Source organism: Paenarthrobacter sp. C1, from assembly GCF_049315185.1.
In the GTDB taxonomy this organism is placed as follows: Bacteria; Actinomycetota; Actinomycetes; order Actinomycetales; family Micrococcaceae; genus Arthrobacter; species Arthrobacter nicotinovorans.
This window is the reverse complement of the sequence record NZ_CP186052.1, coordinates 676332-689558: the sequence shown is the minus strand read 5'-3', so window position 1 is coordinate 689558 and position 13227 is coordinate 676332. Positions and strand designations below refer to the sequence as shown.

Sequence of the window (13227 nt, the reverse complement as noted above, 5' to 3'; positions counted from 1 at the left end):
CCAACCCTCACTCACCAAACCGCCCCATCCGCCCAACCCTCACTCACAAACCGGGAGCAACTATGAACGATGACAGTTGGGCGGACGAGTCCGAGTACGGACTGGTGGCGCCTGGGTCGCGGAATAGCTGGCGGTACGGATCGAAAGACCGGGTAGTGATCGGAGGCGGAGGCCTCGCTGTCGGCGTCGCGGTGGCGCATCTGACTTTCTGCCTGTTGCTTGCAGTCCAGTCACCGGGGGGCTGGGCCCTCGTCTTCTTCATATACAGCCTGATTCCAGTGTGGGCTATCGGTGTTACGGCCGGATCTCTGCTCGGCCTCGTCCTGCGACGCATCACCAACCAATGGATCCACGTGGCGGTCTTTTTCCTCGCCCCGTTGCTCGTCTGCGCGCCATTCGGCGGGCTCTCCCCGAACGGCGCGATCTTCTTTTCAATGTCCATAGCTATTGCAGCTGGCTTCGGACGGCTCGCAATCTGGAAGCTCGTTCGCATCAATAGGCCCCTCCCGATCATGGACGGATGGATGTGAGCGAGCGTCCCCACCAAACCCCCGGGATGTGAGCAAGCGTCCCCACCAAACCCTAGGGATGTGAGCAAGCGTCGGTTGTACCCGGAACGGGGCCCCCTCCACCTCACCCCGAAACCTAAGGAAGTGTTAGGAAATCCCCTCCCACGTTGGTTGTGCCGTGCATCACCCATAGTTTGGAATACGTCCTCTTCACCCCAAGAGGGCCTTTCTTAGTCGACGAAGAGCCATGCGCAAGGACGCCATGAGCACGAGCTTCATGGACAGAACGAACTCATGCAAGACACGGCTGCCGCATGCGCAGCCGCCAGGAAGGTTCATTGATGAGCACCCAACAAGCTGCACCTCTGAGCGAAGCCGCCCAGACACGCAAGGCAGTGAGCAACATCCTCAAAGGCTCCGCGGGCAACCTCGTGGAGTGGTTCGACGTATACGTCTACACCGCTTTTGCGGCGTATTTCCAGTCGCACTTCTTCAACTCCTCGGACGATCTCCAAGCCGGCCTTGAAGCGATGGCCGTGTTCTCGACGTCGTTCCTCATGCGCCCGATCGGTAGCTGGTTCTTTGGTCGCTACGCCGACCGCAAGGGCCGTAAAGCCGCGCTTACTCTCAGTGTGACCATGATGTCCGCCGGCTCGTTCGCCATTGCGATCATGCCGACCCAGGACGTCATCGGTCTATGGGCCATGATCCTCCTGGTCTTCATCCGCATGGTCCAAGGCTTCTCGGTGGGCGGCGAGTACGGAACCAGCGCCACCTACATGTCCGAGGCTGCTACGGCCAAACGCCGCGGCTTCTTCTCCAGCTTCCAGTACGTGACGCTGATTGGCGGCCAGATGCTGGCACTCCTGGTGCTCGTGATCCTGCAGAACACCATGAGCAAGGAAGACCTGACCGCGTGGGGTTGGAGGATTCCGTTCGCGATCGGCGGCGTGGCCGCACTGGTGGTGCTCTGGCTGCGACGCTCCATGGAGGAGACACTCTCTGCCGATCAGCTGCGAGCTGCGCACGTCAAGGTTGAAGGCGAAGCCCAGCCGGGAACCATGAAGCTCCTGTTCACCAAGCACTGGAAGCCGCTGCTGATCTGCATCGGCATCACACTCGGCGGCACCGTTGCCTTCTACACGTACACCAACTTCATCCTGAAGTTCATGAACGATACGTCCGGTATAGCCAAGACGGACACCTCCGTGATCAACTTCTGGGCGCTGTTCATCTTCATGCTGCTCCAGCCCGTCTACGGCATGCTTTCGGACAAGATCGGCCGGAAGCCGCTGCTGATCTGGTTCGGTGTGACGGGTGTTCTGTTCACGTGGCCTTTGCTCTCGGCGCTGGCCGGGACCAAGGATCCGTTCGTGGCATTCCTGCTGATGTTCGGCGGCCTGTTGATGGTGGGCGGCTACACGTCCATCAATGCCTTGGTGAAGGCCGAACTCTTCCCGGCATCCATCCGTGCGCTCGGTGTGGGCCTCGGCTACGCGATCGCCAACTCGCTGTTCGGCGGTACGGTTCCGCTGATTGGTGCAGCTTTGCAGAAGTCGGACCAGGTGGACCTGTTCTTCACCTACGTCACGGCGGCCATCTTCATCTCGCTGCTGGTGTACATCTTCGCGCTGAAGAACAAGAAGCCGACGCACTTGGATGCGGAGCAGGGCCACGCGTTCAAGGCCCGGGCCACTGCAGACGACGACGGCGACAAGAAGGATCGCGTCAACGCCTGACTTGGCTGCCTCTTGGGGCCCGTTCTGCACTCTTTGGATACTCCGAAGGGCGCAGAGCGGGCCTCACAACGTTAAGCTCTAGTAGCGAACCCAACCAGCGAACCCGACCAGCGAAACCCCACCAGCGAACCCACCAGCGATCCCCGAAGGACTACACCGTGCATGTGCTCATCGTCGAGGATGACGACGCCATGGCCTCAGCCTTGAGCGCCGCCGTCGCCTCTGCCGGGCACAAGCACACCCGGGTTTCCCGCGGCGAGGACGCGCTCCTGGCCCACCGTCAGCACGAGGTCATCCTGCTCGATCTGGGCTTGCCGGACCTTGATGGCCTGGACGTCCTCAGGAAACTCCGCCAGGTCACGCAGATCCCCATCCTGATCCTGACGGCCCGCGATGACGAGCGGAGCGTGGTCCTTGGCCTTCGCTCGGGCGCCGACGATTATCTGGTGAAGCCCGTGAAACTCGTGGAATTGCTGGCCAGGATCGAGGCGGTGACGCGCCGGACCAACCGCGGCGGCCAGGCAGCACCACACACTATCGCCCTCGGTGAGCTGGAGGTGGACCTCGACCGCCGTGTGGCATCGGTCGGCGGCAAGCAACTGGCCCTCACCGCCACGGAGTTCGACCTCCTGGGCCTGCTGGTCAGGCATGCGGGCTCGGTGGTCACCCGGGAACAAATCCTGGACGCGCTCTGGGGCGACGCGTTTCTTGCGCACTCCCGGTCGTTGGATGTGCACCTGACCGGTCTCAGGTCCAAGCTCCAGCTGCCCGGCTTCATCATCAATGTCCGGGGCGTCGGCTACCGCGTCGAGCAGCCGTGAAACTCCGGGTCCTGGGCATCCTCAGCCTGCTGGCGGTGGTGATTGTGGTGACGGTGTCCAGCGTGATCCTGACGTCGGCCAGCCGGGAGCTCACGCAGGAGCTGCAGATCAACAGGGTCGCTGCCCTCAACCGCTTCGCCCAGCTGGCCAGTGACGCCCTGGAGGACAACAACACCACTCAGCTGCAGCGTGAAATGGACCGCTACGCCGAGCTTTACGGCGAAGGAATCCTGATCCATATGCAAGGCCAGAGCATCCATTCCGGCGGCCTTCGCGACGATCAACCGGAGGTCATGGACGCGCTCGGCAGGGCAAGCCTGAACCTGAGCGACACAACGCTCAGTCCAATCCGCGCCTTCGGGACGGGCAACGAGATCATCTCAAGGTCCTTCGGCACGGCAAGCCAGGTTCTCGGTGAAGTTGTCATGGAGGTAAACCTCGACGCCGCCCGGCAGAAGCTACGGGAGCGGTGGCTCGTCGTCGTCGTTGCCGCCGTGGCGCTTGGCGCGCTGCTCCTGCTGGCCGCTGCCCGTATCACCGGCTGGGTTTTGCGCCCGGTCCAGCGCCTTAGCAAGGCCGTCCACGAGCTCGAAACCACCGGCGCGACCACCCAACTGCCTGAAGCCGGGCCGCCTGAGCTGCGCGAGCTCAGCCGCTCCTTCACCACCATGGCCCAGGCCGTGAGCGAGAGCATGGAATCGCAACGGCGACTCATCGCCGACACCTCGCACCAGCTCCGCAATCCGGTGGGGGCGTTGCGGTTGCGGATCGATCTGCTGCAGCTCGCCTTGCGATCGGAACCGGAAAAGGCCGCCGCTTCGGGCGTCGTTGCTGAACTTGAGCGCGTGGAGGAAATGCTCGACGGCGTGCTGAAGCTGGCCACCGCGGAACATCGCGCCTCTGCCGGGGCTGCCCGCGCGGACCAGGGAACGGGACACCAGCGCCTGACGGTCATCGACCCGTTTCCTGTCCTGCAAGGTGAGGCGGAACGGGCCACGCCCTCTGCCCTTCAGGCAGGTGCCACGATCACGCTTCTCGAGCCGGGCCGGCCGATCACCATCGCCTGCAATCCGGAAGAACTCGCGCATATGGTGGGCGAGCTTCTGGCCAATGCCGTCAAATACGCCCCAGGTTCCCACATCACGGTGGCGACCGAACCCACCCCGGGTGGCACCGCCGTCGTGGTTTCCGACGACGGTCCCGGCCTCCCCGCTGATCAGCTCGCCGCGTCAACCACCCGGTTCTGGCGGGCGCCGCAGCACAGCAAGATCCCGGGCAATGGCCTGGGCATGACCATTGTGGAACGGTTGGCCGAAGCGAACGGAGCAAGGTTGGTGCTGGAACCCCGCGTGCCGCACGGGCTGACGGCGCGCCTCGAGTTTGTGCACCCGCAGGGCGGTTCCGATGCCTGAAAGCCGCACAGTGACGCGAAGGAATGCCATGAGGGCAGCTGTGTCGTTCGGCCTGCTGGCGTCAACGGTTGGCTGCTCCGCGGAGGAACGGCCGCAGGAACTCACGGTGGCCGGTGGCGAATCGGGCGGCTTCTACCTTGAGTTCGCCACCCTCCTTGCGGACCTGCTGCAACGGGAACGGATCGCCGACAAGGCGCGGGCACTGACCACCGGCGGGAGCCTTGAGAACATCCAGCGGGTGCTGTCCGGCGAGGCGACCTTCGCCGTCGCCCTCGCCGATGCGGCAGCCCAACCCGCCGCGAACAGCCACAGCGAAGGACGCCTGATGGCTTTGGGGAAGGTCTATCAGAACTACGTGCACTGCATTGTGCGGGAGGACAGTTCGATCCGGTCCTTATCGGACCTTGCCGGCAAGACCGCGGGGGTGGGCGAAGTCGGTTCGGGGACCACCCTCACCGCCGGAAGGATCATCGCCGCAGCGGGGCTGGCACCGCAGTCCGCCACGCCGGACCGGTCCTTGAAACAGGTCAACCTTGGCTTGAACCAGGCGATCGCGGCCCTTGCCGATGGTTCGATCGACGTCATGATCCAGTCCGGAGGGGTCCCGACGGCGCCGATCGCCGCGGCTGCGCAGGACCTTCGCGTGCGGCTTCTTGATCTCTCCGAACTGATTCCGGCAACGCGAGCACAGTCAGGCTTCTTCTACGACCGGGTCCTCATCCCCGCCAACAGTTACGGGGACGCGCCCGCCGTCTGGACGGTGGGGGTCGCCAACCTTCTCCTGTGCCGGAGCGATCTTGCCGACCACGTTGTCCGGCAGACCGTCGAACTCCTGGTGGAGCAGGCCCAGGACCTTGTTCCTAAGTCCAGCGCAGGGGTCCAGTTCCTCAGTCCCGAAACGCTGATCAACACTGCCGGAGTGCCGCTGCATCCGGCCGCTGAGGCCGCTTACCGGGCGTTGCACGGCTAGCCCCGTTTAGGAGTCAAACCGGAGCAACTGCCAAAATGAAGTCATGACTTCTGCCGTTGCCCCTGCCATTGCCCTGACCATCGCCGGCTCCGAAGCGACCGGTGGCGCCGGCGCCCAGGCCGACCTCAAGACCTTCCAGGAACTCGGAGTGTTCGGCATCGCGAACCTCACGTGCATCGTTTCCTTCAACCCGCAGGACAACTGGAACCACCGCTTCGTGCCGGTGGACCAGCAGGTCATCGCGGACCAACTGGAAGCCACGACGGCGGCATACGGCGCCGCTTCCGGCGCACCGTCGGTTCTGGATACCGTGAAGATCGGCATGCTTGGAAGCCCGGCAACCATCAGCACGGTGGAGAAGGCTTTGACGGACGGCTCGTTCAAGCACGTGGTGCTGGATCCGGTGTTGATCTGCAAGGGCCAGGAACCGGGCCACGCGCTGGACACCGACCAGGCTTTGAAGGCACAAATCCTGCCGCTGGCTACCTTCGTGACGCCGAACCATTTTGAAGCCGAGTCGCTGTCCGGGCTCACCATCACGGACGAAGAGTCGCTGAAGGCTGCTGCCATCCGCATCCACGAAATCAGCGGCGCGGCAGTCCTCGCCAAAGGCGGGGTGCGGCTGGAAGGCCCGGACGCCGTCGACGTCTACTACGACGGCGACACGCTGGAAGTCCTGCGGGCTCCGAAGGTGGGCGAGGTTGCCGTGTCGGGCGCCGGTTGCTCGCTTGCCGCTGCTGTGACCGCGGAGTTGGCAAAGGGCGCAACCCCGGTGGAAGCAGCCCGTACGGCCAAGGCTTTCGTGACGGCGGGTATCAAGAACCGTGTGGCCTCGGGGGCGCCGTTTGATGCCCTGTGGCAGGGCGGCGCGCTGAGCTAGCGCCTCCTGCGTGCGAGAGGCTGGCGCCCGCGTACGAAAGCCAAGCGTCTGCGCGCGAAAGAGCCGCCCTGGAAAGCCTTCCGGGGCGGCTCTTCTTTTGCAGGCGCTTAGCGCGAGACTTTGCCCATGAGCGAGGCAATAGGTCGCAGGAACAGTGGCCTGGCAAGGAACCAAGCGGCCGCCGTGAACACGATCGATGCTGCGAAGATGGCGAATCCCCACCAGCTGTAATCGTTGTTCGAGGCGTACATGTGGTTGAGGTTGTTCAACGCACCGGTGGCCAGCACCAGGGTTACGTGGACGATGACGAAGGCTACGAAGTAGATCATCACCGGGAAGTGGATCTTGCGGGCCAGTTCGATCGGGTAGAACTTGTTGATCGCGGCTTTCTTGGGCCATGCCCCAGACATCCGGATGCCCGTAATGATGGCCAGCGGGGCGGCGATAAACACGGTGATGAAGTACGTCAGCAGCTGGAGGCTGTTGTAGTTGTTCCAGCCGTTTTCCACCGGCCAGTTCAGGGAGGCGTACTGCAGGCCGGCCGAGACGGCGTTCGGGAAGACGTCCCAGTTGGTGGGAACAATCCTCAACCATTGGCCGGTGGCGAAGAGGAGCACGATGAAGATGATGCCGTTCAAAACCCAGAGGGCGTCCAGCGTCAGGTGGAACCAAAGGTCCAAACTGATTTTGGCGGGTGGGTTCTTTGTCTTGATGAGGCCCTTGTTGTTCCGGGTCCAGTACGCCGGCGGGCGAGTGGTGGTGCGCACCTGCCAGCCAGAACGGATGATCAAAACGATGAAGAACATATTGAGGAAGTGCTGCCAGCCAAGCCAGGCCGGGAACCCCGTGGGCGTGCCGTCGGGGATTGCAGAATGGCCGGGGTAGTCCGTCAGGAACTGCTGGACCGGCTGAAGGGTCCGAAGCCATTGCGCAACGAGCACGAGGATCAGTGCCACCACCAAAGCTCCTGCGGTGACGACGACGGGCTTGAACCACCTGTTCGACGTGATCCCGGACGACTTGCTTGAAACGGACATCAGGCCGCGTTCCTCTCTGGCTTGGTTGGCTGCGACCAGTTGGCGCTATATAGCGATTCAACCAGTTGCAGCCCGACGGTGAAAACGGCACCCGGGTTTCGGGGCGTCCGACGTCAAAAATCGCAGCATTCGGATACATGCCGCAATATGTATTTCTAGAACAGACTTCCAGAATTATTTCCTTTCACTCACTGGTCCGTCAAGGTTCGCTGTTCGCTATGTGGATTATTCCGGGGGTAGGATTCCAGAAAATAGGCAGCAGACACACCGGTATTCGTTCTGACTGAGGGAGGAGCCCCACCATGGTCCGCAAGACCTCCGAAGTTGCCAGCAACGCGGGCTCCTGGCAATGGACCCGGACGGCGGCTACGCAGCGCACCTTGCTGGACGCGGCGGCCGGGGTATTCGTGGAACATGGATTCACCAATGCCAGCATCTCGGACATTGTTTCCCGCGCAGGATCGAGCGTAGGCAGCCTCTACCACCACTTCGGCGGCAAGACCGAGCTGTTCCTTGCCCTGTGGAACGACTACCAGAATGAACATGAGCGACTGGTGGCTTCTGCAGTGGCCAAGGCACGCAAGGCAGGCGAGACAGACCCGCTGGCACTGTTCAACGTGGGCAGCCGCAGCTACTTCGACTACACCTGGAAGCACCGGGGACTGGAGAGGGTGTTCATTGAGGGCGACACTCCCCCGGGCTTCGAGGTTTTGCGGCGCGAGCGCGGACGCGAATGGGTCCGGCAGAACTCGGTCCTGCTCGGCGCCAGCGACGACACCCTCGGTCGATTGACGGTAGCGGTGATCACGGACATCGTGACTGTTTCGGGGCAGGAAGTGGCGTTGAGTGCCTCAAAGCGTGAGGCGGACGAGGTTGTGGGTGCGGCGGCCGAGCTGGTGGGCCGCTTGGTCCGCTGAGGCTCGGCCCTTAGTTGCCGTGAACGGCTTCCTCGGCAGCTCGCCTCGACCTGGTGATGGCCAATCCGACGACGCTACCTGCGGCGGCGAGGAAGAAGACCAGAACCAGCAGCGGTCCCGTCATCCCCGGGAAGAGCGGGCTACCACCCGTCAGGAAAATCGAGGCCAACAAACCCACCATCGACAGGCCGAATACGAGCGCCAGTGCTCTCTGCAGGCGGCTTTGCCTCATCAACAGTGACTCGCTTGTAGTGGCCATAAGTGGAGTCTATCCGGCTTCTCCACGGGTAGCTGCTCTGGGGGTAGTCGATGTCGCTGTACAGCGACAGAGGGAGGTTTCTCCATGGATTCCTCACCCGGCAGCCAACTGGAGTGCAGTGCGAGTAGACAAGCAGTCGCTTCGATGAGTCGTGAGAACATCATTGAGTGACCGACAGTACTTCGCTTGAACTGCCGCCCCTGTACGAGTCCTTGACCTGGCTTACCCCGCTCTCCGAAGAACGTGCTGCACACCTTGTGGCATTCCTGACCGACCCGGCGCCGGCTGAGGTTCTGGACATGGGGTGCGGATGGGGTGAACTGCTTCTTCGGGTCTTGGACTCGGCCCCGCAGGCTCGTGGACGCGGAGTGGACAGTGCTTCCGTGTTCATCAACCGGGCCAGGCAACAAGCCTTGGCTCGTGCACTGCTTGAGAGAGTGACTTTTGATTCAGTGCCCGGGCTGGAAGCCCAGGATCGGCCCGCAGACGCGGTCATCTGCATCGGTGCGAGCCAGATCTGGGGACCGCCGGTAGAGGACGCGCAGCCGCTTGACTACGCCGCAGCCCTGCGGGCCCTTCGGGCTTTGGTGCTGCCCGGCGGAAGGCTCGTCTATGGCGAGGCAATCTGGTCAGCAGCACCTCATCCCGCGGCCACCGCACCACTCGCTGGGCGTGATGACGAGTACCCGACAGAACATGCGCTACGCGATCAGATCAGGGCTGCTGGTTTCGAGGTAGTGGACCACGACCAGGCAAGCGTTCAGGAGTGGGACGTCTTTGAGGCCGGGTATCGCGACAGGTTCACCCGCTGGCTGGAAGCACATGATGCCGACCACCCCGCGGCAGAGCACGTCCGCGCGAGACATGAGGAACAGCGCGCTGCATATGAAGAAGGCTACCGAGGCGTACTCGGGATGGCGTATTTCTGCTTACGGGGTTAGAAGTCCAGCAGACTGACGAGCAAGTCCATGCGTTCTGTGGCGGGAAGATCATCAACCGGATCTTGCCCAATCATCGACAACAGGGTCTGAGTTCATCCGTGCGGCCGCTGACCTGTCAGGCGTCCAAGTCCATGTTGGATGCCCGTCGATTACGGGCGCAACGTATCGATACCTGATCATGCAGTCCACGAGTAAGTATCCCTGGAGCCTCCAGCGATAGCATGCCGAATTCGACACCCCGCCCCGGTGAAGATTCCGGGTGTGCAATGATTCAGGTCATGGGGAACACGTTGAAGACGTTCTTCTTACGCTTCACGCCCCAGAGGCGCACTGATCCGTCCGCCCTCATAACAGCCACAGACTGTTGTACTTTCAAGATGTCAACGTCTTTTGGGTAGTCCTCTTTGGTGTGCGCGGCAAACTCTGCGGCGAATCGCTGGTTGATGAGGGGTGCAAGCTCTTTCTGCTTCCGCCACCCGTAAATGGAAAATGCCACGAACAGCGCGAATGAGATGAGCCTTAGGCTGAACCACGGAAGGTCCGGGACATCCGAACCCCCGAAAGAATCGATACCCCACAGAATCCAGAACACCAGGAAGGAAGCTGTGGCCAAGGTGCTGGCCGTTCTCGTTCTTTTAGCCTCGGGAAAGGCAACTGTAAAAGCGGTGTTGCCTTCATTCATAAGACGCCCCCGTATCGCCAAAAGACTCTGACGATAGAGTAACGCGGCGGGAGCCGGAATGCAGCACAGCTTGTCTACGCCCAGTTGAACTTGGTCACTTGGCCGCATCCCGGCCGGTAGATGTGTCCGGGTAACGATCTTTCACCGGACGCCGGGAGCCCCGTTGAGTGTTGTGCCTGACTCCAGCTGGGGAACGCTTTCGTCGTGGAGGATCACCGCAACGACGGTCTCGGTAGCATGCTCCGCTACGGGATCCTTCACGGTGCACCTTCCTACTGCCTCGTTGTGCAGTTTTTTCCAGGCTTCGATGAAGTCCGCGATCAAGTTTTGCCCACCCGACGCTTCCCTTAGCAGACGCCTTTAGATCCACCGGCCCTCTGCCAGGTCAGACCAGAACTCGATGCGATGCGGGGATGATTCTCGGTCAGCAGTGTTGAAGAACTCTCTTTGAAAGTAGGAGGCGAGATCGCTGCCGTAGTAGATGACATCAGTTTGATACACGGAAAAAACCGGGCTGCCGGCGGGTGCAGGAGCTGCGGGCATGAAACGGTGCGAATAGATCGGGACGAGGACAGGCACCGTGCGCAATCGCTGACGTGCCGCTGGGAGGGCTTCCTCAACTTCGGTTGGCCGCTCGCCCCATTCCTCAGGCCAGAAAGCACTCTCCCGAACGTCAAACAACACGCCATCGCGCGGCCAGTCGAGCCTCTTCTGAATTCCGACGGGGTCGCCCAGCCAATCAACCCAGCCAGGGCCTATAGGCATCGCCAGACTCAAAAACCGCACATGATCAGGACTGAACTCGAACGAGAACTGCTCTTCAACATCCTCGAGCTGCCATGGCGATAAGCCCGGAGCCAGAGGAACCTTGGCCGCATAAAGCACCTCTAGGGCTTCTTCAACAAGAGAACTCACGCAATAAATCTAGCCGTAGGGTTACTCGTTCCAGTTCAACACGTCACGCTGCCAGTCGTGGTTCGAGTGCCGTCATGTATCGAGAAATTACTGCGACGGACTTCCGGAATGTCCACGGCAGTAATGCTCCCGCAAGCATCGGTCCCTTAACGGACGCCGAGAAGTGTGAATGACTTCCAGCCAGTTGGGATGATTTCCGCGGTTAGTGGACCGAAGGGGGAACTTCCGTGGTGTCGCAGGATCAAATACGCGAAGCGCTCTATGACCTCATACAGTTGCGTCGTCCATTAGCCGAGTTGTCAGTTCGATTGTTGACGTTTGAATGGTCCTCCCAAGAGGAGCTAGCCACTGCTTTCGCTCAGGATATCGGCCATGCCCTTGACGAATTCTGGGCCGGGAAGATCAGTGCAGATGATCTTTGCGCATGGGCGGAGGAGCTGCAGGGACGCGAAGATATTGCACTGAACCCGCAGGAACGCGATTTCTTCTCCGATTCCGAACGCTGCTGAGCAAGCGTCACCCCCAAACACCCGGAACGTGAGCGAGCGTCCAGCCAAAACACGCGGGACGTGATAGAGCGTGGGGGTCAGCGCTCGGAGTGCGCCGCCAGGAAGGAGTAGACCTCGGTCTCGTCCACGCCCGGGAACGCGCCCGGAGGCATGGCGGCAAGCAGGTGCGAGTGGGCCCGGGCGGAAGGCCATGCGTTGCCGGCCCACTCGTTCGCCAGCGAGGCAGGCGGCCGCTTGCAGCAGTTCGGGTCCGGGCAGTTGGATGTGGCACGGGCGGTGGTCTCCCGGCCGCGGAACCACTTCACGTGCTGGTAGGGCACCCCGATGCTCAATGAAAATTCACCGGCTGCCGAGCGCTCCGTCCGGGCCGTGCACCAGTACGTGCCCGACGGCGTATCCGTGTACTGGCTGTAGGCGCTGAACTTGTCCGGCACATCGAAAACGGCCCGGGATGTCCACGCTTTGCACGACGGTTGGCCCTCGATCGCCCCGGTGTGGTCCTGCGGGAAGGTCACGCCATCGTTCTCGTAGGCCTTGTAGATGATGCCCGACTGGTGGGTCTTCTGAAAGTGCGTGGTGATGCCCAGGTGCTTGGTGGCCAGGTTCGTGAACCGGTGCGCGGCGGTCTCGTAGGACACAGCGAAGGCGTCGCGGATGTCCTCCACAGCGATTTCCTTGGCGGCCTTGGCCTTTTGGAGGAACTCCACCGTGGCCTGCTCCGGCAGCAGCAATGCCGCAGCGAAGTAGTTGGTGGCCACCCGCTGCGCCAGGAAGTCCCCATAATTCCGCGGAGTTTCATGCCCCAGGACATAGTGACCCAGCGCCTGAAGCAGTACTGAGCGGGGGTCGTGATCCTGGCGCTGGTTCTGCGTCAGATAAATTCTGCGGTTCTTCAAATCCGTCACGGACCGCGTCGAGTGCGGCAGATCGCCCACGTGATGGAGGGAGAAACCAAGGTTCTCGGCGATGTCAGCAATGACGTGCTGGCTGAGCGGACCGGTGGTGTACCCAACCCCTTTGAGGACCTTCTGTGCCTCGGCTTCATACTCGGGGAAATAGTTACCGCGCTCACGCATCATGGCACGCAACTCGCCGTTCGCGCGGCGGGCCTCTTCCGGCGTCGCGACTTGCTCGTTAAGTTTGCGTTCGAGTTCCTGAAGCAGCCCCACCTGCGACTCCAGAACATCCAGCGGAAGCCGCGAGCTGATGCGGATTTTGGGCAGGTTCAGCGACTCGTAGAGGGGTCCGCGCTGGTACCGTTCCAGCTCGATTTCCAGGGCCGCGCGACGGCTCGGCGGCTCCGCCCCGAGCAGTTGGTCGATGCTCACGTTGAGGGACGCAGCGAGCTGCTGAAGCAGCCCCAGTTTGGGTTCGCGCTTGCCGTTTTCGATCAGGCTCAGCTGGCTTAGCGCGGTCCCGACGGCGGCACTCAGGTCATCGAGCGTCAGCCCCGCCTGCTTGCGCAGATGGCGCACGCGGCGGCCAAGGCTGATGACGTCCAGTTCGGGGGACGCAGGGGACAACGACGGCGACGCGACTTCGCGATTCCAGCTCACAGGCGACATTTCTTGAGAATACGCGAAGAAGTGCATTTCTTTCCATAGTTTTCCTCTAGCTACCCTCTTGGAAGTGCAGA

The 13227-nt window shown here is 61.9% G+C and carries 14 protein-coding genes; 9 read left to right on the top strand and 5 right to left on the bottom strand.

From position 1 onward, the window contains the following. The first annotated feature begins 62 nt into the window (after positions 1-62). The 6 genes from ACNAOU_RS03410 to ACNAOU_RS03385 all read left to right on the top strand — a co-directional run bounded on the left by ACNAOU_RS03410 (position 63) and on the right by ACNAOU_RS03385 (position 6331). Positions 63-530, top strand: a complete 468-nt coding sequence (locus ACNAOU_RS03410) for a hypothetical protein (RefSeq protein WP_189076167.1) — start codon at positions 63-65, stop codon at positions 528-530. A gap of 320 nt (positions 531-850) precedes the next feature. Beyond that, complete coding sequence (locus ACNAOU_RS03405; RefSeq protein ID WP_018778025.1) at positions 851-2248, top strand: MFS transporter; 1398 nt, start codon at positions 851-853, stop codon at positions 2246-2248. Between the two features lie 158 nt (positions 2249-2406). Then, on the top strand, positions 2407-3069 hold the full coding sequence (locus tag ACNAOU_RS03400) for a response regulator transcription factor (protein WP_018778026.1): 663 nt from the start codon (positions 2407-2409) through the stop codon (positions 3067-3069). Beyond that, entirely contained in the window at positions 3066-4481 is a 1416-nt protein-coding gene (locus ACNAOU_RS03395; protein ID WP_422758013.1) for a sensor histidine kinase, read from the top strand. The genes ACNAOU_RS03400 and ACNAOU_RS03395 overlap by 4 nt, the downstream gene beginning before the upstream one ends. Positions 4482-4509: 28 nt before the next feature. Then, a complete protein-coding gene (locus ACNAOU_RS03390) occupies positions 4510-5451 on the top strand; it encodes a TAXI family TRAP transporter solute-binding subunit (RefSeq protein WP_422758012.1) in 942 nt (313 codons plus the stop codon). 43 nt (positions 5452-5494) lie between these two features. Then, positions 5495-6331, top strand: coding sequence for a hydroxymethylpyrimidine/phosphomethylpyrimidine kinase (locus ACNAOU_RS03385; RefSeq protein ID WP_018778029.1), 837 nt, complete (start codon positions 5495-5497; stop codon positions 6329-6331). Between the two features lie 107 nt (positions 6332-6438). Here ACNAOU_RS03385 and ACNAOU_RS03380 read toward each other — a convergent pair whose 3' ends face one another. After that, positions 6439-7368: a cytochrome b/b6 domain-containing protein gene (locus ACNAOU_RS03380; RefSeq protein WP_055976913.1), complete on the bottom strand. Its 930-nt coding sequence runs from the start codon at positions 7366-7368 to the stop codon at positions 6439-6441. A gap of 302 nt (positions 7369-7670) precedes the next feature. Between ACNAOU_RS03380 and ACNAOU_RS03375 the strand changes: the two genes are divergently transcribed. Further along, on the top strand, positions 7671-8285 hold the full coding sequence (locus ACNAOU_RS03375) for a TetR/AcrR family transcriptional regulator (RefSeq protein WP_422758011.1): 615 nt from the start codon (positions 7671-7673) through the stop codon (positions 8283-8285). A gap of 10 nt (positions 8286-8295) precedes the next feature. Here the strand turns inward: ACNAOU_RS03375 and ACNAOU_RS03370 are convergent, their stop codons facing one another. Further along, complete coding sequence (locus tag ACNAOU_RS03370) at positions 8296-8544, bottom strand: hypothetical protein (RefSeq protein WP_055976917.1); 249 nt, start codon at positions 8542-8544, stop codon at positions 8296-8298. Positions 8545-8711: 167 nt separating this feature from the next. Here ACNAOU_RS03370 and ACNAOU_RS03365 point away from each other — a divergent pair, with 167 nt between their 5' ends. After that, on the top strand, positions 8712-9485 hold the full coding sequence (locus ACNAOU_RS03365) for an SAM-dependent methyltransferase (protein WP_422758010.1): 774 nt from the start codon (positions 8712-8714) through the stop codon (positions 9483-9485). A 271-nt stretch (positions 9486-9756) separates the two neighbouring features. On the opposite strand, the gene ACNAOU_RS03360 is transcribed toward ACNAOU_RS03365, so the two are convergent. Beyond that, positions 9757-10098 (bottom strand): hypothetical protein, encoded by a 342-nt coding sequence (locus tag ACNAOU_RS03360; RefSeq protein ID WP_422758008.1) that lies wholly within the window; start codon positions 10096-10098, stop codon positions 9757-9759. 429 nt (positions 10099-10527) lie between these two features. Further along, positions 10528-11082: a hypothetical protein gene (locus ACNAOU_RS03355; protein WP_422758006.1), complete on the bottom strand. Its 555-nt coding sequence runs from the start codon at positions 11080-11082 to the stop codon at positions 10528-10530. Positions 11083-11309: 227 nt separating this feature from the next. On the opposite strand from ACNAOU_RS03355, the gene ACNAOU_RS03350 reads away from it, so the two are divergent. Further along, positions 11310-11591, top strand: a complete 282-nt coding sequence (locus ACNAOU_RS03350) for a hypothetical protein (RefSeq protein ID WP_422758005.1) — start codon at positions 11310-11312, stop codon at positions 11589-11591. Positions 11592-11668: 77 nt separating this feature from the next. Here the strand turns inward: ACNAOU_RS03350 and ACNAOU_RS03345 are convergent, their stop codons facing one another. Next, positions 11669-13183 (bottom strand): helix-turn-helix domain-containing protein, encoded by a 1515-nt coding sequence (locus ACNAOU_RS03345; RefSeq protein WP_422758004.1) that lies wholly within the window; start codon positions 13181-13183, stop codon positions 11669-11671. Positions 13184-13227 lie beyond the last annotated feature (44 nt).

Excerpts from the sequence above, each read along its gene's own strand:
- ACNAOU_RS03385 (WP_018778029.1), top strand. The coding sequence starts at position 5,495 with ATGACTTCTGCCGTTGCCCCTGCCATTGCCCTGACCATCGCCGGCTCC.
- ACNAOU_RS03405 (WP_018778025.1), top strand. The coding sequence starts at position 851 with ATGAGCACCCAACAAGCTGCACCTCTGAGCGAAGCCGCCCAGACACGC.
- ACNAOU_RS03410 (WP_189076167.1), top strand. The coding sequence starts at position 63 with ATGAACGATGACAGTTGGGCGGACGAGTCCGAGTACGGACTGGTGGCG.
- ACNAOU_RS03370 (WP_055976917.1), bottom strand. The coding sequence starts at position 8,544 with ATGGCCACTACAAGCGAGTCACTGTTGATGAGGCAAAGCCGCCTGCAG.
- ACNAOU_RS03380 (WP_055976913.1), bottom strand. The coding sequence starts at position 7,368 with ATGTCCGTTTCAAGCAAGTCGTCCGGGATCACGTCGAACAGGTGGTTC.
- ACNAOU_RS03345 (WP_422758004.1), bottom strand. The coding sequence starts at position 13,183 with ATGCACTTCTTCGCGTATTCTCAAGAAATGTCGCCTGTGAGCTGGAAT.
- ACNAOU_RS03375 (WP_422758011.1), top strand. The coding sequence starts at position 7,671 with ATGGTCCGCAAGACCTCCGAAGTTGCCAGCAACGCGGGCTCCTGGCAA.
- ACNAOU_RS03390 (WP_422758012.1), top strand. The coding sequence starts at position 4,510 with ATGAGGGCAGCTGTGTCGTTCGGCCTGCTGGCGTCAACGGTTGGCTGC.